Here is a 26,294-nt window from a genome sequence, read left to right as displayed (position 1 = left end):
CTCATTTATTTGGGTCAATTAATCGGGTCGAACTGGATGTAATCTAACGTCAGCAACTTACCATCCAGTGATAGTATGCGGAGGGTATGGTCTGTTGTTTCCCTAAATTCCACGGTTCCTAAATCCTGCGTCATCATTTTGTCGGAGCTGGTATTGGACATCACCAACCGGGGATACAGCATTTCATTATCCAATACAAAGGCACAAATTCCTGTATTTGAAGCATATTTAGTACTAGGCCACGTCAATTTGACTTTGTATTTTCCCTTTACAATAGTGGGGCTTCGCATCTGAATCCATCCCGATTCGCCCAATTCTACACGTAAATGATCGTAATTCAGCGGACCGGTATACCAAATACCGTCCGCACTCCTGTTGTTCCTATAAATCAATACATTTGACTTGGTCTCTGGTTGCGCCCGCCATGTAATACTCGTCAGCTCGTTGGCCACAAAGATTTTATTGTATTGCGCTCCAAGGCTCGGGTTTCTGTATTGGGTAACATTGGCGGCAATATCTGGGTAGTCTGTAAACTCCCAAATAACCTTGACCTGCTCTGGAACGAAAATTGGCATCCAATGGCTAATATCGTGCAATACACCATTTTTGCAGGGGATATTGATTTCATTAAAATGAATAGCACTGCCGATACGTTCATCGGTATTAATAACCAAACCTTCTCCTCCTTCGCTAATTTTTATCAATTCGTATTGGGCCATGGTTTCCAAATTCATTTTTGTCGCGCCAGCAGGGAATTTACCTAAATCGGCAAAAGAGCGCTGCTGCGCCAATAGGTGGTAAGCCATGTAACGATTAGCAAGATTGCTCGTCGATTTCAGGTCTGATCCTGATGCGCCCAGTTTATTCAATAGCGCTGCTAGCGTATGAATGCCTTCTTTCAGGTAAACAGCATCACTTACCGCAAATGCCGTATATTTGAATCGCTGTTGAATTGGATTTCCATCCGGGTCTGTGCCTGCTGTGTAGACGGTATTTAATCGCTCGTCATATCCGGTTGCGACGGCCAGATCATGAAATATGCTATATTTTTGATCCTTCAATCGATCCAATATAGTCGCTGTAAGAGGTTCCAAAACATCGTCTACGCTATGGATAATTCCATTAGTTACCTTAATATCGAAAGCATTAAATCGCGATAGCCCATTCAAATAGATCTGATCCAATCCACCATCTTTGAACTCCACAAAAAGATTATCATCGGTAGCATTTAAATCTGAGATTGCCCCACTTTGAAACTGACCGAGGTCAATTGAAACATTTGGAACAAGATGATAACGCACCAAATAGTTAGCATCGTCTTTTGTCATCTGATCAACCGAAGTCAGATTCACTTTTTTGAGATATCGTTCGACACCATCGTTGACTGGCGCAAAGAGCGTGTATATGGTATTAATATTCAATGTATTGTACAAATCTGCTTTCTCGAGGATTTTGACCCATAGATCATATTTTTCGGGCTGATTTTTAAGGTATACAGCCATGGGTAAATCTTCATACGCTGAATAGGTATTATTTTCAAAATCATCTTTACAGGAGGAGAGTAGGATTGAAAATAATCCAATAAAAAGCAGCACAAGGTTAGAAAGAGGAATAAGATTCTTTTTCATTTTTGCATTAATTTAGGTTTTCATAATACGGGTTCTGCACAAGCAATTTATTATACTTCAATTCATCGGCATGTATTGGCAAATAGTGCGCATTCTCATTGAGCAATAGGGATCTAATCACAGGTGTTGAGGCTCCTGATACGCCGAGTAATACTTGTTCGATCAAATATTCTTTATATTTATATTGATCTCGTTGCGCCACACGTAATAGATCAAACCAACGTTTTCCTTCTCCCACAAACTCCCGTGCACGCTCATCCATTAATGCTTTCAATATATCCAATTCGGTACTCCCTGCTTCGAGCGGGCGGGAAATTGAGGCCCTTGACCGAATCGTAGTGATCAATTCTACCGCTTGTGGGTAGTAACTTTCTCCTTTCATAATCAATGCTTCGGCCTTCATCAGGTAAATATCCGCCATCCGATAGATGATCCAATTTTGATCACTATAGGGTCTAGGAATCGTTGTATTTCCTTCTGCCCCTAAATATTTCCAAAGCTTGTAGGCAACCGTTTCGTAGGATGCCCCTGCGCCGCGGATATCTTCGGCATTTTCTGTAAATAGCGACACACAATAGTTGGATATGATCCAATTATAGTTGGAGCCAAATATTTCCATCAATTTATTTGTTTGATTCTTGGTATAATCAAATTGGATTTCAAAAATCCCCTCGTTGGAATTTCCGGGATTAAAAATACTGAACCAATTATTCTTATTATTGACTGTTCCCTGCAAGAGCCCGTACTTTCCTGACTGCAATATGGTATTACAGGCGATTATCGCCTCATCATATTTTCCCAGCCAGAGGTAGACATCTGCCAACAGCGCTTGTATAGCCCATTTTGTGGAACGCCCTTTGGTTTCCCAAACCGTTGGCCAGATCTCCTTACCGTTGTTTGACGCAACCGTCAGATCCTGCACAATCTGATCAAAGAGCTGAGCTTTGGACGATTTTGACAATTCGTATGCTTGCTGATCGTCCATATAGGGTTCTAGGATCAATGGTGCCTCGCCAAAACTCCTAACGATGTAGAAATAACTGAGTGCTCGCAAAAAATAAGCCTCCGATAAAAAAGATGCCATAGTCGCTTGATTAAACGCTGGATCTTTTTCAACAACAGCAGGGGCATACTTTATCACCATATTGGCATAATTGATAATCTGATAAAATTCACCCCATTTTGCATAATTGTTTGTCGGCAAAAGCGAGAAGCTTTTTAACCTTAAAAGATCAACATCAACATACCCGCCTAAGCTCAGTGTATTTCCCCGGCCTTCGCCCCATACTAACATTGTTTTAACAGCACCTTGTAATTTTACATAGGCCGCACCTAATACAGCTTCCACTTCAGCTTTATTGGTCCAGTAAGCATCACTGACCTGTTCATTCTGTGGTTTGAGATCAAGCCATTTCTGACAAGATGCCGCTGGCAACAATAGACATAGCATCATTAATTTATAGCATATTTTCATCACTTCCTTTTTTTAAAAGTTTATATTTACCCCCAAGGCAAAGCGTCTTGGACGTGGCGTACTTGCATTATCCTGGCTCAGCATATAAATATTACTTGAGAGGGAGACTTCTGGATCTTGACCAGAATAATCAGTCCACGTAAAGACATCCTGAACGGTCGTAAATATTTCACAGCGGGTCAATCCCCATCTTTCGATTACTTTTTTAGGAAGTGCATATTTGAGAGAGATCATTTTTAACCTAACAAAAGATGCATCCTCCACAAAGCGGTCTGACCCTAAGTAATTGTAACCTTCACCATATAGCGCCCGTGGTATATCTGTAACATCTCCCTCTTGGCGCCACCTTCCAAGTACAGCGGTACTTTGGTTCGCTGTACCATACATATTCTCCGTATTGATCCGTACCTGATTGACTACTTTTTGACCAAATCTACCGTGCAAAAAAGTACTTAGCGCAAAAGCTTTGTAACGCAGGTTTATCCCGCCCCCCATTGTAAATAAGGGCATTGCATTTCCTAAATAAACAATGTCATATTGATTAATCACACCATTCCCGTCAATATCCTGATATTTGGCATCGCCGGCAAATACCCGCCTGTTGCCATTTACCATATAGACAGGTTGCCCCTGTAGGTCGTACATTACTTTTCCGTCCAGGTCTTTGGCATAGGTGTCTTGTTCGTTCTGATATACACCGAGATAATGGTAGCCGTAAAATGAGCCTACTGGATTGCCTTCGATAATTTTATGCGCATATTTGCCATTACCGAAGTTGTAGTTCTCAAATTGCATGTTATCGGGAAGTACAATAACTTCATTTCTATTACGTGACACATTCAGATTAACAGAGAGACCAAAATCCTTGGAGCGGATTGCCTCAGCATTGAAAATCAATTCCCAGCCTTTATTGGCTAATTTGCCAGAATTGTAGTACCGCATTTTACCAAAACCAGTGGATGAAGGTAATGTCACGTCCTTTTGTAGGAGGTCTGTGGTCACCCGATTATATAGCTCACCCGTAAATTGAAGTCTATTTTTAAAGAAAGAGAGATCGACACCAAAATCAGTTTGGGTTATCGTCTCCCATTTAAGATTATCCAATTGAATGGATACTGGTCCCACAGCAGTCATATCAATATAACCTGGCGTGAGCGGCTGAAACGTGCCCAAATAGGTGAAAGCGCCCGAAGGGGCATTTCCACTTTTCCCCCAGCTAAAGCGAAGTTTCGCCGTACTAATAAGGTCTAATTTTTTAATAAACTCTTCGTCACCGAGATGCCAGGCAGCGCCAATTGAAGGAAAGCCTTTCCAGCGATGTTGTGCCGAGAGACTGGAGTTGGCCTCCCCACGGTATGTACCACTGACGATATAACGATCCTTATATGCGTAATGCAAACTGGAAATCGCACCGATATTCCGTGTTTTAGAATTTCCCGACCCCATATTCACGACGGCGCCGCCGGCGGTTGGATCACTTAAAGATGATGATGCGTTGCCTGATGTCTCACTGGCATAGCTAAACTTTCGTGCTTCATTTGTCTGCAATAAGCCCGTAGCAACAATGCTATGCTCTTTTATCTTTTTATTGAATATAAATTTATTCTCGGTGTTTAAGTATAACTCATCTGACAGCATATCCGATCCCCTATTGAAGAACGGGTCAGTCCAGATAACTCCGGTAACAGCCTGCGGCAAATATTTTCGATTTTTCGTTGACCTGGTATCAAATCCAACTGTACCAATATATTGAAGCGCTGGAATAATAGTATAGAGCCCTCGAAAGACGACCCTTGCCTGCTCGCCGACAGTATTATTGATTGATTCATTCACCATCGCTACTGGATTGAACATTTGGTTCTCGCCAAATGAACCCTGAAAGTTAATACGTGGTGTAAAATATTGATCTGTATATTGGCCATCCTCCCCGATGACATAAGGACTCATATTGGGCATTTTGGTCATGGCCATACCTCTTGGTGTACTGATATCTTCACCCGTCCAAAAATTCTTCCGATCACTAATGGAATAGGACATATCGGCATTAACATTAAACTTGTTAGAGAATTTATAATTGAGACTCAACAGTGAATTATAGCGATTCAGTTTGGTTCCTTTTGTCGTTCCCACATCATTTAAAAAACCTAGCGACAGCCTGTAGGTAGCTTTATCTCCTCCGCCACTAATCGAAAGAGAATTATCTTCGAAATGTCCCACTTGGGTCACTTGTTCAAGCCAGTTGGTATTTTGATTATACTCATTAAAATAGACCCATGATGGATCATATTTAATTTCGTTCGTATTATAGAGTAAATTGAGGTATGGTAACGCGGAAGTATAGCCCAGATCATTCACTGAATTCCAAATGGCATCCTGTACCAGTGCGACGTATTGTCCTCCATTTAACATGGGGATTGTTTCTGCTTCGCGCTTAACATCCAATTTGCTGGACAATGCAAATTGGGTTTTACCCTTACGTCCTTTTTTCGTGGTGAAGAGTAAAACGCCGTTTGCGCCTTTAGAGCCCCAAATCGCTGTAGCCGCGGCGTCTTTTAACACTTCGATGGATTCGATATCGTTAGGAGATATATTCACTAGGCCACCAAAATCTTCGTCGTTAGCGGTGGAAAAATTAAAGTCGCTACCTATGGAGGTAGGATAAGGAACACCATCAACAACGATTAAGGGTTCTGAATTACCATTCAACGAGGATGTCCCTCTAATCCGGATAGCGCTTCTTGCACCGGGGTCTGCGCTAGACACGATATCCACATTCGCCAGTCGACCTTGTAGCCCACTTTCAATAGAAGCAAAAGGCAGTGCTTCCAACTCTTTCATGTCAAAGCGTTCTGTTGCCGAAACCTGATTGCGGTAGTTAATTCCCATGCTATTCTTTGTATTGGCCTTCTCTCCTGTAACGACAACCTCGTCAATCATACGATCGTCTTTAACGAGCTTGATGATTACAGTGCTCTGCCCGTTAAATGGAATTTTTGTGGTCTTATAACCTATACAGGCAGCGACAATAGTTAGGCCTTCACCGGCGGGAACTCCAATGGTGAATTGACCTAAATTGTCTGTTGAAGCGCCCATCAAACTCCGATTATCTTTGTTTTCGATATAGACGGAAGCCGCTGCCAAAGGCGCGTTTGGTCCGCTTTGGACAGTACCGGTCAAGACTTTTGCACGCTGCCCATAAGCAGGCAGTACAAAAGCAATCCAGGTAATGATTAAAAATATATTTAGCTTCATGAATTTTAGTTTATGGTAATGAATCAACGCGAATGAAACCATGCCTATGGCTTTAAAAGTTTGTTGATATGATAGACAGCTCCATCATTAAATACTTGTGGCAGATAGTCTACGATTGAAATGTGCGTCCCATCTGAATCTTCCAAACTCAGTCCCGTCCCATAATCCATTAGGGTAATTTGCCGATAAAGGTTATACCCTGTTCTTCGTGTGGTATTCCAGGTTCCCTGGACACCGAAACCGGGGAAAGGATAATCGCCAATAGAATTGTCGGATACGGAAACAAAATAAGATTTAAGATATTCTGCCAAGGCTGTCTTCTCTGTTGGAATCAGGCCCGCAGCTAGGCCCGACAAAACTGTGGCGTTATCCGGGGCGAACAGCATAAAACGATTGCCAAAAAGAAAGGACAGCGAGCTGCCTGCATCTATCATCCCTGCTTTAGCCAATAACTTCGAAAATTCTGCATATTTATTTAGCGGATTGCTACTTGTTTCAGCGCCAATCAGTGTAAACTTGATCGTTCGCGTTTCTCCTAATAAAGTTTGAGCTGCTTCGAAACTCTTTCCATTATACCAACTTCCCGCAATTGGCTTCACAGAAACTGGCTCATTACTATTATAGGTAGCCGTCGAATACAAGCTTCCATTCTTAGTAAAAATATAGTTATATGGATTTCGAGTACGGTACACTTTCGTACCGGCCAAATTGGTGATATCATCATATACAATATGATCGGAAACAAAAAGCTCTTGTTGACGTTGCGACATGGCTACTTTAACACCGTCGTTATTTTGAATTTGGACTTCTTCGTCTCCAAATACAAAGGGGTTACCTTCGTTCCAGAAGATATAACTATCGCCATAAAGTGTACTGAGAATTTCTTCATCGGATGGAATCAACAGTGTGTAACGTATATCCCTACTCGCTAACGTTTTGTACATACCCGAGTTATGGAGCATGTACATGAAAATTTTGAATTTTGGATTGACTAACACGGGGCCAGTCACACTATTAAAAGCTTCCGGAATTAACACTTTATTTAACCCATAGAATGTTCCATTAGAGGCAATCGCTTTATCTCCTACATCCGACTGAGTATTGAAAACAATAGGAATTCCATCGACTGTTTTGATATCGGGATTCTTACCGATCTCAGCAGGAAAGACTATATTTCCAGCGTATACGTGGTTACGTAGCATCATTGCCAAAGGCAACATATCGACCTCCTTCATCGACGGATAATATGATTTAAAATATTGATTAAAGAAAGTCGACAATGCTTGGTTATTGGGCGCAAATACATTAAACGCTTTATAGGAAAGATCGCCAAGATTGGCATAGTCTGGAGTACCTGACTCACCATTATAGGACCATTCCGAAGCAATCGCAGGCAAAGCACCGTGGTGAACTAAAAATAAGGACTCTCCTGCAGCTGCATAATTCATACTCGCCTGTTCGTCATACGTGTACGTTCGAAAACGGTCGTAAACAGCCAAGAAATCTTTGTAGGCTGTACTATGATCCAATCGTTCATAAACAGTAGGTAAGGGCGCAATTACCTGATCGATCACATACACATAACCATTATCTGCAGGAATATCATATTCCGTAATTCCTGCATTCGAGACATTAAAACCAGTTGTTCCTGACCAGCTATCTGCTCCAAAAAAATATTCATAATTCTGCTTTGCATCAATTCCTTTAGTTTGAAAATGGGTCGCAGAAAGAACTGGAACAAACCTGTCTTTATGATATACTTTTTTGACAATTCCATCGGTTACATCCATTTCTTCACTGATGGAATCTTGACTTCTGCTGCGGTGTTTGTAATACAGTCCTGCAAAAGCTGGTTGCAGATTTTGACTCCCCTGCGGTTGATAATTCATCAGTCTATTTTTATCGTACGAATAATAGATCAGATGGTAACCGATCATTTTTTTTAGTTCGTGGATTGGGATTTGATCTATCGAGGCCAGGTTTCTATCCTTCAGATAGCTTAAAAACACAGGGTCGCTGGGCGCAAAGACAGATACAATTGTTTTGCCATTCAATATTTCTTTAAAACCAGCACGTTCAACCGCTTTTAAAAAAATGGTAAATTCTTTGCGATTGTCCAAAACCTCCCACACATTGCCTTTCAGCCAATCCGGTCTCTCATAGTGCGATACAAGTTCCTTTTTGGAGCAGGAATATGTACAGGCTAAAAAGACACTAATAACATAGATGAATAGTCTTTTCATAAAAATTAAATGTGCCAATTTGTTAATACTGGCATTGGTTTATAATTGGAGTTTGATGATCGGGAACTATACTATATTTATTTCTGAGCAAGCAGGATCAAATAGGCTTCGAGATTGAGATAACCTTTGAACAACTGCTGAGTACTTAATTGCAGTGCATCCGCACGATTGTTTTTGTCCAGCTTTAACTTTTCCTCCCATTCATCCGGTATTCCATCTCCATCCGAATCCAACGGGATATCTGCGCTCTCATAATAACCTAAACCGCCATTTTCCAGGGGAAGGTCAGATTCCCGATAGGTATAAAATCCCAAAGTTCCTTTACTTTGTAGCTCAGTGACTAAAAAAGCATCTACTTGGTCTCTTTTGGGCAATATGGCACCAACGTTATTGATCAGGTAGGTATAGGCATCTTTGGCACTTAATTTTGATCTCACAGAGGGATAGGCCGTGTAAACGTCGATGGTTTTAAAATTCTCTGCGGCAATGCCCGGGTACCAGATTTCATTCGCTTCAATGCGTTGCCCGTCCAATATTCCATTTTGATTGTTATCAAAGTAATTACCCGACTGATAGAGGTTAAAGTTGCCGTTTCCTCGCGAGAACGGCGTTGTTTTGGTCTTGGGTGTTGACGGCCCACCAACAAAATAATTGTTCAATATGGTCACATTAGACTCTCCAGAGGATTCTCCTCCTAGAATATAGGCATCGGCAGATATTGCATGATCCGGATAGGTTGTATTTGCATTCCCAAAGTTATAGACAACATTGTTCACAAATTCGTTGACTCCTTTGACTTTTGGATTTCTAGTTTTGTTACTATGATAAAGGGATCTGATAATCGATATTTTTCCACTAGTCTGTATCAATCCGCCAGCGGAATGATTATGGCGCTGCAGGCCTTGACCAATAATCGAATTTTGAATGGTGATACTATCCGGTTCATTTCCTTTATTATCCCAATTAATGGAAAATACCTCATCTAAGCCCCAAGAGAAAGACATATGATCGAGCATGATATTTTTTCCATTTGCAATACCAGAAGCATCATCATTTTTTCCTGCCCCTGCATTGGCTCCAAGCCTAATGCGAAGAAAACGTGCGATCGTTTCATTTGATCCTGTAAAAGAGACCTTTCTTCCATAGAGTACAATGCCCTGTCCTGGAGCGGTGTGACCTGCAATTGTCGTATGTGCTGCAATGGATACATTCGATTTGAGGTAAACAATCCCAGCAACCTTGAATAAAACGAAACGTCCTGGTTTACTGACTGCATCCCGAAAAGAGCCTGGTCCGCTGTCATTCAGATTCGTCACAAAGTAGACGCTTGGCGTGATTGCTGCTCTTGCGCCTTTCGCAAAACGGCCGAAGCCCTCTGCTCCAGGGAAAGCTACTAATGCAGAACCGTCTGCTGTGGCATTGTGCGCTATCCATTCAATCCAGTCCAGCTTTGAAATAAGCCCCTCTTTAGCGCAAGAAATAAATATCATAGCCAAAGCGCCAAAAGAAAATAGACACCTTCTTTTCATAATAATGAATTTTCAAGCCAACTCGCGTTAGCTTTTGGGTTTATAATTGTATCATATTGGTTGATTCAATATTACACAATGCAACCGGTTTCATCATCCTGCACTGTACTGCTATATGTCCAAACGACACATTGATACTCAGAGGCTATCGGTGCTTTTCAAAGGGGACTCTATCCTTTGGCCATCGTTCTTATTTTCTATATCATCTATTAAGGCATTTTTTTAAATCCTTCTTTTTTTATAACCCATGAACCATCTTTTGGAAATCCAGGAAGATCACCTGTGGACGCATCCCAACCTTCAAGCATCATCGCAACGGTTGTTAACACACCGCCATTGCCGGGCAGATAGATTCTGAGCCGTCCATCTTGGTAATTATGACCATTTTTGAGATAGGTATTGGTTTGGACATTCATAAATAGTGCATCAAGTGCTTTATTGGGAAGATTTAGACGAGCAGCATTCATGGCCGTCATCGGGAAATCCCATCCCCAGGTTTTTTCCCAATGCCATTTCTTCCAAATGACATCCAACGTATTTTTCATCACATCTTTATTGAGCTTCGCGGATTCAGGAACCATGCCCAATGCACCGAGTACCGCAGGATGGTCTGTCATCCATCGATCGTAAGTATAAGAATCGGGCGCAGTTTCCGTGGCCAGGTAGCAGTTGTCTTTCATTGGTAAGGGAGCTAATTTGTCAATAACTTCATCCCATTTTGCCACCCTCGGTTCTCCCAGACGCTCCTTCCATTGTTGGGCGATACGCAGCGCCCAATCCCAATAAGCAACCTCATAAGTCGGGTTCATTGTTTCGGAAGCTTTGAATACTTCTTGCGCCGGAATAACTCCCTTTCCGATATTATAGCGACCTGTTACTCGATCATAATGGGCAAAGTCAGCCATAAAATCAGCCGTTGCAAATACCAAGTCCTTGTATTTTTTCAAGACATCCAGGTTCTTTTTGTCACGGTACGCCAATTCGGTCATGTAAATGATATGAGGCTGTTGCCAGACTAAAAAAGCAGCTACAGATGAGGGACTTTCATGGCCATCGTTGTCAGACATTTTAATCCATCGAACGCCTTGATAGCCTTGCCGCTCGGCCAGTGCCCTGGCCTTTTTAAAAGTCCTAAAATAATAGTCTAATGTTTTTTCCATCATGTCTGATCGCCCCCATAATGCAAAATGTACGGCATGCCACCAATGCATTTCCGTGTGCGGCTTTCCATACCAACTATTAAAAGTAAGACCTGTTTCTTGGGGTGGATTGCTTCCACCACACTGTACCTTTGTCAGGTATTGAGAAAGCACCACTCTTCTTTCTAATTCATTGGCTCTGGGATCTGTACTTCCTGCAAAATCAACGGCAGCACCGCTTTCCCAAAAACGCTTCCAGGTATCGATACTTTCGGCAGCAGCTTCCGTAAACCCATACCCACCTTTGTCAACGTTGTTTGTTTCTGCAAACGCAAATGAAAAATCAAACTCTCCCAGTGTACTAGCGGGCTGGTACACAAAGTAATGTGAAGCCTTATTTTTTAGGATTCCTTGGGAGTAATTCAGTTTTGTAACATAACTTGTGCCCTGCAACTGATGATTTATCACTGCACCATTTGACGATTGATCGATGATGGTGGTTTGATGATTATCCGCCTGATCATAATTAGTCCCTTCATCCAAAAATTTCCCGCTGGGATACGGATACTGTATAAATATTTTAAGCCTTTGCTGTGCGATTAATGGAGAAACAACATGTACAGCAATACGGTCACTTCCTTGATATGCGGCCGTTTTTACGGCAATTGGCTCTCCCTCTATGCGAAATTCACTGGTAATAATACCGGTCCAGAGATTTAATTCCTGCCGAATGCCTTCAATATCCTTGACCGTAGCCCGTTGGCCATTTTTTAGATACAGCTCCAAACCCACGTTCCCTAATTGCAGGCGATGTTTGTTTTCTCTAAAATAGTTTACTGCACTGGCATTACGCACTGGCTCTTTCAGCTGCACACTATATTTTGCACTCCGGCCTTCGTTGTTAAAGTCGTAAGATTGTAAGGTTTCCTCAAATTTATAGTTCTTAGTATTTGGAAAGGCGTCCCAACCCCACTCAGACTGCGTTCCTAAAGAAACTCCGTTTTTGTAATAGATCGGAAAAGATTGCATTCCTGTAGCATCGACCGTATAGGCAAAGGTACCATTCCCCACGGTTAGCGATGCTAAAGTATCCATAGCATGATTGGAGACGTTATGCCTCTTAACGACATTTTCTCGATTAATTTTAGTCCCTTGCTGAGCTAACACCAACATAGGATTTAAGGCACTTATAAGGAAAGTGAAAATAATACTAAACTTCTTTTTCATCTATATTGTATTTTTAGATATACGCTACCCCAGTGCACGATTTCTACTAGAAATTTCGGCGTACATCTTAATATTTCTTAATTTATCTATCGGATTAAAGTGAGACTTATCAGACCGATGACCGCATCGTTTGCTACAGCAATAAGCTCTACGGATTGGAGCGTCTTTTTTACGTTTAACGGTAAATCCAATAAGGTAGCCGCTCCGCCTTCAATGGCTCTGCTGCTATATCCTTTAATATCGGTGTAATGCTTCCAGGTGCCTCCTTTATACAGCTCGCCCGATTTTAAACTGATTCGATAAGGAATACGATCATCAGGGAGATCAAAAGCATGATTGTCATCTAAATAGTCCTGTTCGATTGGCCACCAGTTTACGGGGTTGATCAGATCAAGGGTATCTGCAGTTCCGTCGCTATATTTCACCTTAATCGTAGCGTTGATAAACTGGGATTGCATGGGATTTGTAGAACCGGCGACCAAGAGATACATTTTGCTGGCCTGGCCCGCTAAAGGTATTTTGACGCTTGTCGGATAATTATCCCACTGGCTGACAAAGACAACATTTTTGGAGTCATTTTTTAGCTGAAACGGAATACTTAGGTATGTTAGATCCTTCTGCTCGGCTTTTTTCATGATTCCGCTGTCATCAATATTTGCCGTCGTCAATGGATAGCACCAATTGCCTATCCCTTGCCAAGGGAGTTGCAACGTCGGACCTTCTGGTCGTGGCGAAAGATATTGCTGTTGAAATATATCTGTCAAACGGGCATTGTAATAATTTGATAAATTTTGTTTCAAAAAACTCGGTTTATCCTTAATCGTCCAATCGGTATAATCTATTTTTTGAAGATAAGTCTTCCCACGCAGATAAAAGTTGTTTGTTCCTTTCGAAAAGATACGACTTGGAAGCTGCAGTTCTTTTGCTTCATTAGATTTTAAATTTAAGGTAGCCTGGAAACTATTATGCTCAATTTTGAGGTCTTGCGGGTGAACGGAACGATTTTCTACGATTAACCCATAACCTGCATGCTTTTTTACAATCGTTGCTTTCAATGGTGGTAATAACCGAATATCAACGGCTTGCCACCAAATCATCTCTCCCTGCTGAAGCTTCACAAAAAAGGTCCCTAGCCGCTCTTGCTGTACGAAAGAAAATTTTTGCCCTATGCTGTTTACAATAAGACCTTGAGGATCGAAGCTTTCTAACAGTTGGGTATTAGCAGCTAAGGGGACTGACCATTGATCGGTGAATGCTTGCTCTACATTTCTGGTTTCTATTCTTTCGAGTTGACCATCACCGATGATTGAAATATCGAAATCTTTGTCAGGGTCAGATTCAATCACGACATATGGCCTATTAATAGCTGAAGATTTTAGCGACCACTTGACTTCCTTTCCGTTGACCTTCACGGCACGTACCGCTGTAAAATCTACTGGAACTTCCAACGTAAGTTTTACTGGCATTGCATAACGCGTGTTAATTTGAAATGTAATAGAGGTGTTATCTTTTTTATAAGCGTAACTCCATTGCGGCAATTCGATCTGCGCATGATTCCATGTCGCTGGAAAACCAGGCTTAATAAATAATTCATTATCCAATAGACGGGGATGCACACCGAATAAACCTTCAACCAACGTTCGCGATGCGACGCCAATGGGATCGGCAAAATCACGGTACAACTCACCCCGAAATGCATCGTAGTGGGAGAGTTGATGAAAATTTCCTGGGCTAATGCCATGATACATGCTTTCTATAAGGTTGCTCTTCCAAAGCTGATACGCATCATCCGGCCGTCCGGACTGCCAGTATGCAAGAGCCGTTTGTAAATTCTCGGCTAGAGCGACATTATTGGTGGACCAGGTATAGGGCTGCCATGTCGTCGTGGGCAAAGTATACAGGTGCTGTTGCTCTTGTCCGTTGACATGAATAGGAATCTTTGGCAAATAATTAGTTACATATTGCAGGTTTTGATAGCTTTCAAAATCATCTAGGATAGCCACATCCGCGGCATGATAAATGGTCCATAAACCCGGATTTTCGTGTACAAGCTGATTGCCAAGCGCATCCTGAAATTCTGCGAAATATCCCTTTTCTTTTAGCCAAAGTCGGTTTTTTAATGCCTGTTGAATCTTATTAGCTTCCTGTTGATAGGGATTTGCATCTTCACCGATAACCTTTGCGAGCTTGGCCATCATCTGATACGCACGATACATATAAGCGGTCGTATGCGTGACAGCCCCACCAGAATATTGCAATCCATCGCTGGCCCAGATCGCACAATAGGCATCGTACAGGCCATCATTGTCACGATCAAAATTGCGCTTTTCCCAATTGAGATGCCGGGTCAGGATGGGCCACATCTCTTTGATATAAGCAACATCTCCTGTATAATTAAAATGTGACAATAGTTGATCGATAAAGACCAAGTTCATATCGTAGTGATGGGGGACAGACTTGTTATTGGGATTGCGCGAAATATAGCCACTGGAAAACATGGAGGTACCCATTTTCTCCAAATGTCGTGCGAGGTGTAATGCGGTATCCATCACTACGGGGCCGGAGCTTGGTTCCATTACCTGCGAATTGGCGTAGCTCGAAAAGTGTTCTTTCGCCCTATCGTGCCAGCCCAACACATCTGCTGTATAAGCTCCCCGCCAGGCATTCAATCGCATACGCCATGCCACAGCACCATGCAGAAAAGTAGGCGATTCCCAAATACCGTCAGCAGCTACCGACAATGCTGCACCCAAATTATTGATAAAGCGATCCGGTGTATTTATTTTGACCCGACCGGCTAAGGAAGCTCTTTTCTGTTCTGCTTGTTCAAAGATCTTCGCTATGGAGCTTTCAGAAAATTCCGTGGCCGAAAGCTTACCCTTAGCGATTTGAATATAATGTGTTTTTTCAGTCAGATCATATTCTCCCACAAGAATAGGGCTGCCCCTATTTTCCAGGTTCGCCAGATTGGAAAGATCATCCAAAATGGTAGCATCTGACACGCGCAGCTTTGAAAGATCGGAAAAACTACCTTGCATAAACTGCGGCTCATTTTTCTTGTTTTGATACCTGAGCTCAAAACTATTTTTGTGTATTCTATAGTGGTTACGCTCACAATACGCTGGAAGAAGGTAAAACCCTGATTCAGGATCAGCGCCTATGTCGCCATTTCTACTGAATGTTTGTCCGCTCGCTCCCCCATAGATAGCATACAGCTGTACATCAGATTTAACGTTTTTCGGCTGTAGTTTTACGATCATCCCCTCAGCATTGGCCTGCGCCAGGACAGTAATATCAATATAGCCCTTTCCTAATAAAGCATCTTGAATACGATAGTGCATCGCTCCAGGTCGATATCTTGTCTCTATGTGATCGGCATCAATCATTTTTTTTCGCAGTTGCTTGTTGCCTAACACAAATTGCAGATTACCGCCCATTCCTGGCATGTATAACGCGAATTCGGGTAGATCTCCTGCTTCAACGCGGGATGCGAGGTTATTACCATAAAGTGCGCGATTAAATCGATATCGCCCATTGACCAGCAGGAAGTCACCCTGATCTTCGGTATAATGTAACGTGCGGTCATTATCTTGCCAATGCTTGGATTGAGCAAGAGTTTCCTGTAAAAATACGGCAATCGAAAAGCAACAAAAAATCAAACACTTTCGTATCATATCAATAATTATTTCATGCATTAGCGATGCTGAGCTTTCTTTTTTAAGGACAAACATGCTACTTCATGGCCAATGGATTTTAAATTTTCCCGTGACGGATAGGTTATGCTAATCGAAAGACTTGATTTCCTTCCCATTAACAATGACATTCTTTAATGTTACATGCTTTAGGTAATCCACTTTATAGGCTTCTTTTACACCTTCAATTTTACAATTCACCATTGTAAAATCAGTGACAGGTGACGATTCATAAGCCGTGGAGAGCACCGCATACTTGCCGCCACCTTTGACCTGAAGGTTTTCGACCCAGATATTCCGAATCGTCGGAATATGTTTTCCGGGCTTTTCATAAAACATATTAAAACGCACAGCAGCTTCTTTATACTGTCCCACCTGTGTGTTATAAAAAAACACATTTTCGATAGTACCGCCTCTACTTGAACTGGTCTTTATCCGAAGGGCACGATCTAGATTTGGACTATCCATGACATTGTTCAGCGCGTAGATATTTTTAGCTCCGCCGGCAATCTCGCTACCGATAACGACACCGCCATGTCCATCTTTCATTTCACAATTTTCGATGATATGATTCTCCGCAGGTCGACCAATATTGCGGCCATCTTCGTCTCGTCCAGACTTAATGGCAATACAATCATCGCCGGTATCAAAATAGCAATTCCTGATCCATACATTTTTACTTGCTTCAGGATCACAGCCATCATTATTAGGTCCATGACTCACCACTTTCACTCCTTCAATCAACACATTCTCACATAGGACAGGATTGAGATTCCACATCGGAGAATTAATTAACTTCACGTCAGCAATCCAGACATTTTTGCATAGATAAGGTTGTACAAAATTGGGCCGGAGAAAATTTCCGTCGCCAAATACCCTTTTGTGCGGATCGATCTCTTCGGCCATCTGCTGATGCAAAATTGCACGTGCAGGCTTTTGTTCGCCAGGGCGGCTTTCATGCCAGCCATATTTTCTCGCACCGCACCAATACCACCAATGATCATTGTCGGCATTTCCATCCAACAATCCTTTTCCCGTAATGGCAATGTTTTCTTCTTTATACGCATAGATGAATGGGGAAAAATTGACACATTCCATACCTTCCCAACGGGTGAATACCATTGGGTAATCTGCGCTATCTCTACTGAACAGTATCGTTGCGCCTTCACTAACATGAAGATTGACATTGCTTTTCAAATAAATAGCACCGGTCAAGTATACCCCTTTAGGAACCACCACCCGTCCTCCACCTTGCTTATTGCACGTTTCAATTGCTTCTTTAAAAGCTGCTGTATTTTTTGTCTTTCCATCTCCAAGTGCCCCAAAATCGGCGATGGAATAATCTTTATTTCTAAATGAGGGGGCCACAATAATCTTTTTAAGCTGTTCAATTTCTTTTAGGGGCTGCTGGGAACTGCTCCAGGTCGTCTGTTGCGCTTGACCTGCTGCGCAAGCAAAAATTGCGAGAATCATACTAAGAATCTTTTTCATTGACTTATAATTGTTTCTGGTTATACTTAAATATATGAGCGGGCACCTCCAGCCCACTGGCATCGACCGTGAAAATACACAGAATGGCCAATGGGATTTCTATCTATTTAAACACTTCCGTCCCGTGGTTTACAATTTGGTTTAATTAGACTCGCAGTGATAGGCGAATCAAGCTGTAAGATAAGAAAACTAGCGAAGGGACCTATCCTGCGCTATCCTGTAACCGCATGCATTTTCACAAAAAAAAACCTACCCGTTCAGAACGGGTAGGTTAGGTTGAGTTTGATTATAAAAATTACTAATATCCTGGATTCTGCATAGCCTGTTTTTCGGCCGGTGTCAATGCAGCACCACTTTCATTGGTGGTTGCATCCAAGAAAGATTGCGGAATTGGCCGATAGTAATGCGTATTCGGACTAAACACTGTATTACCCCGTACATACCCATCATTGAAAGCCTTCCATCTCGATTCCAAGGTTTTGGTGCGTGCCAGATCTTCCCAGCGGTAGAGTTCGCCACACAATTCACGCGTGCGCTCATTCAACAGGAAAGCCATCATTTTCTGCGCATTGCTTGCCGCACCCAATTTTTGGTAGATTGGAGCATCTACTGCTGAGTTATAAATATCAGCGACCGAATTGATCAGCATCTGTGTTTCCGAAGATGCCGTGGTTTTAGCCATATCATTATTGGATTCGTAATAAGAGTTCCCTTCCCAGTAGATTGCACCTTCAGCGGAAAAACCACCTCCTTTACCGACCGCATAGGAATTATTCTTATAGGCTTGTCCGCCATCGACATTTTTCGCGCGGTCTTCACCATTTTTATAGCCGGCACGGCTACGTAGTTTATTGATCCACTGTATGGCATTGGCATACTGGCCTTCACCCTTGCGGATATACGCTTCGGCCACCATCAAGACGTCTTCTGCCGAACGTGCCATAATCACATCTCGTGTACCGTTAGCTGAGGCGATACTAACCCGATAACCGTCTCTAAACTTTGAAAGCGCCACATAGCGTGACTGTACACCATAGTAACCGTTATTTCCATGTTTTCCCACCCAGGCTTGCGGTTCTCCTTGAAAATAACGTACAAAGGTATGGGTATTTTGCATCACGCCATTTTTAAGCACCCCTGTTGCATCACTGGCTACTGCCGTGTAGCGCGTATCGCCATTGTTATTTACAATATATTTTATACCCAGCTCACCCCCTTTAAAGCGTTTGGTACCTGCAACAGTCCCTGTAGGCCCAAGAGATGCATTAGTTGCAGTCCATACAGGTGCATTCGCGGTATTATTGGCGCCATACATCGTAATAAAGGATTTCCAGAAACGGGAATCATTGACGCGGTCAAAGACATCTAAGGTATAGTTTGTGGTACGCGCATAGGAGAATTCACGATCGCCCGATATGTCTCGACTCGTTCCACCTAAATCTTGATAAACAGCAGGATAGTAAAGATGGATCTGATTTCCATAACGTCCCCAGGTTGCCTGGTCGTCCGAAAACTGTGCCGAAAGAACAACTTCAGATACTTTTTCATTGGCACTATTCGCCTTTTGATAATCCCATAATTTTACATAGTCATCAACCAGGGGATGTGCCGCCACGACTTCCGTTCCGTATTTGATAACCGCATCCAAATCTTCTGCGATATATTTTGAATTCCAAGAAGAATATAACTCACTGGCCCGAGTCAGTCTGGCTTTAGCAACGTAATGTGCTGCAGCTGATTTGGTCACCCGTCCAAATTCTGTCGCCGAAGCGGGCAGCAAGGCATAAGCCTGCTCCAGATCAGAAATGGCCTGCGCAAAACACGCGTCTTCGGAAGCGCGCGTAAAATAGGATTCCACTTTTGTCGTTGGGGTCAACTTTAAGGGTACACCACCAAACTGTACGATCAATTGTAGATAGAAATATCCCCGCATAAAATACCCCTCGCCTAGACGTGTATTATAGTTGGCATTGGATTTATCGTAATATAGTGGTACATTCTGAATCAGGGTATTGGCCGATTCAATACCGCTATACATATTGTCAAACACCGGCTGAATATTTGCTCCCCCATAGGTTGATTCAGCTGGGTTAAGATCCATACTATAACTATTGAAGCTCGGAGAGGGGTTATTTGCATCCGTAAACTCGTCAACACCTAAATTAAACAAAGCCATGCCCCAGGTATAATTATATTTAAATTTCAGCTTCGAGTAAACTCCTGTCGCCAGATCATCCAACCCTGCCTGTGTTTTAAAATAGTCAGTCGTCGGTGTGGTGATCTGCTCTTCTTTTAAAAAATCTTTACTACAAGCATTTAATCCCAGCAATCCCGCTGATCCAAGCATTAAAGCAATTAATATTTTATAATTTTTCATGAGAATCTTTTTTAATCTTTTTACGGTCTAAAACCCAATGTTTACACCAATTACTGCACCTCGTGTTGTTATTGCTGAGCCAGCTTGTGTCGTGTTATTATTATAACTTGCTAAATCCGGATCCAAGAAATCCACTTTTGAATACAACATTGCCGGATTCATAATTTGTGCATAGATTTTAAAGTTACTTACCCCCAGCTTCGCTAATTTTGTTTTCGGAAAATTATAGCCCAAACTTACATTCCGCAACTTAATAAATGAGCCATCACGATAATTCATGGAAGAACTCCACGGATCTGCCGCCTCTCCATTTGATCCTGGTTGGTAATATTCTGCATCTTCATGAACCCCAGGAATAAAATAATCCAATTTACGCATCATAAAACGACCGCCTAAGGTCTCCGCACCAGCATTAATCATTTGCCCCCAACGGGAGAAAATAAAGAAAGATAAATCAAAGTTTTTATAGGTGAATGTATTCATAATACCTGCTGACCATTTCGGACGATAAGAACCTAATATTTGTGAATCATAGTTTCTGTCCACTTTTCCATCAGGCACACCATCCGGACCACTAATATCTTTTACACGAATCTGTCCAGGATTAGCACCATATTTTTTAGCTTCTTCTGCTTCGGAAGTCTTCCAAATACCATCGTAAACTAGATCGTAAGGAACAGAAATTTCCTGACCCACAAACCATTTGTTGCTGATATCACTCGTACGACCGTTTTGCAATTGGATAATTTTACTCTTGTCTTTGGACCAAGTTAAAGTTGTATTCCACTGGAAATTATCCTGTTTGATATTGACAGTATTCAATTGTAAATCAATCCCCCAGCCACCGGTTTTCCCAATATTTGCCCAAGTATTTGGAAATCCTGCTACAGGGTTTAATCCCATCAACATAATTAAATCATTGGTTCGTGTCTTATAGAAATCCAGCGCTCCATTAACGCGGTTATTGAAAAAGCCATAATCTATTCCCATATTATATTGCGTCGTACGTTCCCAACCCAACTCAGGGTTTGCCATGGATTGGGGAGACGCTGCAGAAGGGTCTGATGCAATATAGCCTGGCGTTGAATTCGTTGCACTCCAATTGTAAAAGTTCTGTGTTAATAAGCCTTTAGTTCGATAAGGAGATATTGCCTCGTTTCCTACGATACCAAATCCCATGCGTAATTTTAAAGTATTGATGTAAGATGAATTTTTCATAAAATCTTCTTGATCAATACGCCAAGAAGCAGCTACAGAGGGAAATGAACTCCATTGATGCCCTGGAGCCAATACCGACGATCCATCCCATCGCACAAAAGCAGTTAACATATAACGGTCCCTGTAGCTATAGTTTGCACGAGCCATATAGGATTCCATTTGTCGTTCTGATAAGCCTGTCCCGTAGCTACCGATAAAACCTCCGGAACTAATATTATACCATAGTTCATTTGCACTATACACATCGGTCGCACGCATATCGCTTGTTTCGACATTTTTTTTCGATGAACTCTGTAATAAGGTAATCCCCAAGTGATGATCTGTGCCGAAGTCGCGATCGTAGTAGATCAAATGATCCAAGGTCCAAGCAAGATTTCGAGTTGTCGAAAACCTTACTGCGTTATTTCCGTCACCATTAATTCCTTCAGCCGCATTGGCCAAGCCCGCACGATAATATCTAAACTCCGGCCCAAATTGCACACGATATTTTAAACCTTTTAATGGCTCATAAATCTGTCCAAAATCCAATTGGCTAAAGAAACTACCATTCGCACCAAAAGTCTGCCGTTGATTGGTATTGTATTCCAATTCATTAATTGGATTAATGATATTGATATCACCTGCCGCAGGGTTTCTCAGGTAGTTTCCATTCTCGTCATAGGGTACTGTCCAGGGCAACATTCCTCGTAAAGCGTTGTAGTAATCGCCCGCTCCCGTGACGGATTTAGAAAAGTTATAGCCATAATCTTGATCGGAGAAAAATACATTTAGTGAAGCACCCATAGTAAACCAATTCGTCGGAGTCGCTTCAAAACTTACTTTTGAAGTATAGCGATTAAATTTTTGCCCTGGCTGTGTGGCATCTTGCTTTAAATAGCCAAATGAACCATAACCTTTTGAATTCTCGCCACCACCAGAGACGCTTAAGGTATGTTCAGTAGATAAGGCATTTTTACGGCCAGCATCAGCCCAATCGTAATTACCTACTAAGCTTGGATCCCAAACCGTATTATTATTGGTCCATCCTTTCGCGATATTTGCCCAGGAGGCCGCTACAGAGCCCCACTTTGAAAAGTCACTTGTATAACTAGGTGTTGTTGTTCCAAATTTCGCCAAGCGCGCATAATCCAACCATTGTGCAGCATCCATGTATTCTGTGACATCATACATCTTCTCGAATGTCGCTGTACCTGCATAATTTAATTGTAAACGACCTTTTTTGCCTTGCTTAGTCGTCACCAAAACCACACCATTGGCACCACGCGAACCATACACAGCGGTTGCAGAAGCATCTTTTAAGACATCAATGGTCTCAATATCACTCGGATTGATATTCTCAATTCCGCCGGCCTGCAATACCATCCCATCAACTACATATAAAGGGTCTTGATCGGCGTTTAACGACCTTACACCCCTGATTTTTATGCTACCAGTTGTTCCCGGCCGTTGATTGGATGTAATGTCAACCCCTGCCACCTTGCCTTGCATCGCCTGCAACGCATCTTTTACGGGCATTGCCTTAAGTTCTTTTTCGCCCACACTCGCTATCGAACCCGTCACATCTTTCTTTTTCATCGTGCCGTAACCAACCACCACGACTTCGTCCATGACATCGACCTTTTGTGCAAGAACTATATTGAAGATATTTTTATTACCCACAGAAATTTCTTGAGGTTCATAACCAAGGCTTCTGAAGGCCAATACATCCGATGGCAGTGCATTGATGTTAAATGACCCATCGGCATTGGTCTTTGCCGTCATAGTTTTGCCTTTTACCTGTACAGTTACACCTTGGATAGGCAAACCTTTTTCATCGTTTACTTTTCCAGTCCGAGCGGTTTGAGCAAATAAATTCAAGGTGCACAGCATCGCCATAAGTAGCAAAAAAGTGTACTTCTTTACATGATGATCAAACCTAATTGTTAAATAGTTTATCATTAAAGTATTATTTAGGTATTATTTTATTCTTTCCCTTTTTGATCTTCGGTAGTGAAAATCGGTTTTCACTATACGAGATAATGAAAGTGTTGGATGATCTTTACGTATTGCTTTATAGGACGACTGGATTAAAAAAATAATCAGATTTCCCCCTTAGGCTTATAATGTTGGTTAAAAGTAACAGGATGATTTGTAATAACCATCCTGTTCAATCCTGTCACTGAAAGAGGCTTCTAAATAAAACGGGGCTGTCCAAGAAAGTTAGACAGCCCCGTTTCCATACGATTCATTGCACATCTCTAAGCAGCAGCATTTACGCTATACATGTATCGTTTTTCATTTAATAACTCCAAATGGTTACGGGCCCAATCAGCCCACTTTCCATGGGCGCCCATTTGCTGGCATCAAAATCTTTATAATTGATATTGACGAAATTGATTTCGTGATAATTTCGCCAGGTAACTTTTTTGCGGTCCAAATAACAAATCCGGTTTGCCATTAAGTTGGCGACTTCAATACGAATCTTGTTTTCGCCATTCACCAATAATGGGGTAATATCCTGTTGAAAAGGAATTGACCATAACACACCCGCGTCCTTTCCGTTAATATATACTCTGGCACTTTCCGCAACACGCCCAAGCTTGAGTAGATATGATTTTGACAAGTCTTTATGGATAGAGAATGTTTTCTCGTAGTTTGCTGTACCCGAAAAATTAACGGCATCTTTATCGCCCCATTCGGTCCACGAAGAGAGCTGATCAAGCTTTTTAGCCTTTGGTAAAACAGGTCCTCCGGCAATAAAATTCACTTTCCAGTCGCGGTCCAATTGTGCCACTTGGTGTAACTCATCCTGATAACGGAAAGGTTCGCTGGCTTGTTGCTCCGAGGCCAAGACAATCCAAGAATAACCCGATGGAATCTGCACCCGTATCTTGCCATCAGATGATGGCAACTGATAGGTCCGCCCAGTCTGGGGATCCAATAAAGAATAATATTTCGCTTGTACATTCAGCGCGATATGGCGATCCACGGTCTGTCCGCTGTGATTGACTAAATAATAATAGGTATCCTTACCGGCAACTCTTCTTGAAAACTTTAGTCCGGTTTGATTAATCCGTTCAGGTAATATCTGTTCGGTTTCCAGGGCTGAATTAATATCTGTAGTCAAATAGATTTTTCCTTTTCCAAATGCTGTATACTGATTAGCCTTATCTTTTTCGAACCCTAGTGATGCAATTAATTTATTGAACAGCGTGCGCCGTTTCTCTAATTGGCTATATCCAGGAACCTCTTTCGGTAATTGCTGGAAGATGACAGTTGCGCCTTGATTGGCCATTTCCAGAATTTTCTGCAGGGTCACTTCTGAAAAATAATGACAGGCAGGTATATAAATTGCTCGATACGGGATCGCATCCTTTGAGGTTTGTAATTTTCCGCCGTTTACTGTAGTTCCCTCTAAAATTTTATCAGTTGCAAAATCAAAGCTATACCCCCGTTTCTGCAGCTGAACACTTTGTTTATAAAATTGCGTTGGATGTAACCACTCGTCCACATCATGAACCTTTAATGCCTTATCCACTCCTTTGGCATTATTCCAAATATCATAAATGGGCCAATATACCAGCAGTTCATTGTCGGCCCGGCTGGATTGAAGGATGGATTGCACACGCGTAATATATTGATTCAAACCGGTAAGGTGTTCCCAGAACGAGTTTTGTGGAACAAAATTAACGGAAGCATAGAACAACCATCCCGGGAAAGGAACATTTTTCGGCGAATAGGTTGTCCCGTGATAGAATACATGATTCACCCCAGCGAGGAATAGTTGTTCGACTTCAGGTTTCGTTTGTGACAAGGAGGTTTTAAAATGTTCCGTAAGCCACGTGAATGTTTCCGAAGAAGTATATTTTTTACCGTATACATTTGTCGCCGATGTCGCAAATTTTGCCATCATGGGGTCTGGATCCACATTACGGATATCAGCAGTATCCCGTCTTAATCCGGGAAGATCGAAACTGCTGGATCCAAAGGTTTCACACTCCGCAATATCTGTATCCGCATACAAGTCAATCAGATTTCCTGGAGATCCATGGGCTTGATTTTTTGAAATCGCACGATAGCGATGGGCAAAATCCGTAAATGGGATCAAGAAATTCTGCGCAAGCAGTGCATTCACAACTTCACGATAATCCGATTTAAGGCCTGCTGTTTTCGCTTCATTCTTGCCCTTACCTGCAAAATCCAGGAGATGATCCTGTAACCTATATCCCTTTATCCGTTCGAATGATTGCAAAAACTCATCCGTCCAGTTTGCCCCATATACTTCGTAGCTATCGTTAAAAAAAGCACGCACATGCAATGGTTTATCTTTAAAAGCTTCGGTAAATCTATTGAAATATGATAGGACAGATTGCTGTCCAAGGTGATCGAGCGTATACCCCGCTCCCCCCGGTGCGGCACGTTTGACTTTCTGCCCCGTTCTACCAGAAAATACCGCTAATAGGCGAATATCGGCAGGCGCTTCCCATGTTCCAGTGGTCTTTGAAATATAATCATCCAGATTAATCTCACTATTGTCGGATCTAAATGCCTGTAAAGCCTGCAGAAAGAAATAATGCTGTTTAGGATCCTTAGGTTTTAGGGGAAACGTGATCCTTTCACCTTTTTTTAATTCAAATTCATCTAGGATCAATTTGGTAGCGGCATCCTTTTCTTTGATTTGAGGTCCCCCAAATGGCCAACCGGTTCCCAAATTAATATCCACTCCCATGCCCAAGGCATTGGCCTTATCCGTTGCTACACCCAACATATTCATCCATTGTGGTGAAAGAAAGTTCAGGTAGCTGGATTCAAATCCCTTAGCACCATAAATCGGTGTTACCTCGACGCCACCAAATCCACTTTTGTCAAATAAGGTTAATTCACGTTCGAGATTAGGCCGGTCCACGGCTGACCCCAGCCACCACCAACGGGTCCAAGGCCTCATTTCTTTGGTAACTGCTGGCCATAGATCCTGCGCTATCGTTCGACCGACAGCCAACAGATTACAGGCAAGCACTAATGAAATATAGATCTTCTTCATGTTA

The 26,294-nt window shown here is 42.1% G+C and carries 11 protein-coding genes; all 11 read right to left on the bottom strand.

What is annotated here, in order from left to right; genetic code table 11:
* Positions 1-14: 14 nt before the first annotated feature.
* Positions 15-1,628, bottom strand: a complete 1,614-nt coding sequence (locus QE382_RS04195; RefSeq protein WP_307184816.1) for a fasciclin domain-containing protein — start codon at positions 1,626-1,628, stop codon at positions 15-17.
* Between the two features lie 7 nt (positions 1,629-1,635).
* Positions 1,636-3,102, bottom strand: a complete 1,467-nt coding sequence (locus tag QE382_RS04190) for a RagB/SusD family nutrient uptake outer membrane protein (protein WP_294185439.1) — start codon at positions 3,100-3,102, stop codon at positions 1,636-1,638.
* A gap of 12 nt (positions 3,103-3,114) precedes the next feature.
* Positions 3,115-6,354, bottom strand: coding sequence for a SusC/RagA family TonB-linked outer membrane protein (locus QE382_RS04185; protein ID WP_307184815.1), 3,240 nt, complete (start codon positions 6,352-6,354; stop codon positions 3,115-3,117).
* A 44-nt stretch (positions 6,355-6,398) separates the two neighbouring features.
* Positions 6,399-8,597 carry a fasciclin domain-containing protein gene (locus tag QE382_RS04180; RefSeq protein ID WP_307184814.1) on the bottom strand — a complete coding sequence of 733 codons (2,199 nt, stop codon included), beginning with the start codon at positions 8,595-8,597 and terminating at the stop codon, positions 6,399-6,401.
* Positions 8,598-8,674: 77 nt separating this feature from the next.
* A complete protein-coding gene (locus QE382_RS04175) occupies positions 8,675-10,126 on the bottom strand; it encodes a hypothetical protein (protein WP_307184813.1) in 1,452 nt (483 codons plus the stop codon).
* 209 nt (positions 10,127-10,335) lie between these two features.
* On the bottom strand, positions 10,336-12,492 hold the full coding sequence (locus tag QE382_RS04170) for a glycoside hydrolase family 65 protein (RefSeq protein ID WP_307184812.1): 2,157 nt from the start codon (positions 12,490-12,492) through the stop codon (positions 10,336-10,338).
* An 86-nt stretch (positions 12,493-12,578) separates the two neighbouring features.
* Positions 12,579-16,166 carry a DUF4450 domain-containing protein gene (locus QE382_RS04165; protein ID WP_307184811.1) on the bottom strand — a complete coding sequence of 1,196 codons (3,588 nt, stop codon included), beginning with the start codon at positions 16,164-16,166 and terminating at the stop codon, positions 12,579-12,581.
* A 108-nt stretch (positions 16,167-16,274) separates the two neighbouring features.
* Positions 16,275-17,675: a glycoside hydrolase family 28 protein gene (locus tag QE382_RS04160; protein WP_307184810.1), complete on the bottom strand. Its 1,401-nt coding sequence runs from the start codon at positions 17,673-17,675 to the stop codon at positions 16,275-16,277.
* Between the two features lie 298 nt (positions 17,676-17,973).
* Positions 17,974-20,052, bottom strand: a complete 2,079-nt coding sequence (locus QE382_RS04155; protein ID WP_307184809.1) for a RagB/SusD family nutrient uptake outer membrane protein — start codon at positions 20,050-20,052, stop codon at positions 17,974-17,976.
* A gap of 27 nt (positions 20,053-20,079) precedes the next feature.
* Positions 20,080-23,208, bottom strand: a complete 3,129-nt coding sequence (locus QE382_RS04150; protein ID WP_307184808.1) for a SusC/RagA family TonB-linked outer membrane protein — start codon at positions 23,206-23,208, stop codon at positions 20,080-20,082.
* 340 nt (positions 23,209-23,548) lie between these two features.
* Positions 23,549-26,290: a glycosyl hydrolase gene (locus QE382_RS04145; protein WP_307184807.1), complete on the bottom strand. Its 2,742-nt coding sequence runs from the start codon at positions 26,288-26,290 to the stop codon at positions 23,549-23,551.
* Positions 26,291-26,294 lie beyond the last annotated feature (4 nt).

This window comes from Sphingobacterium zeae, from assembly GCF_030818895.1.
In the GTDB taxonomy this organism is placed as follows: Bacteria; Bacteroidota; Bacteroidia; order Sphingobacteriales; family Sphingobacteriaceae; genus Sphingobacterium; species Sphingobacterium zeae.
The sequence above is the reverse complement of the archived record's forward strand: the minus strand, read 5'-3'. Positions and strand labels throughout refer to the sequence as shown.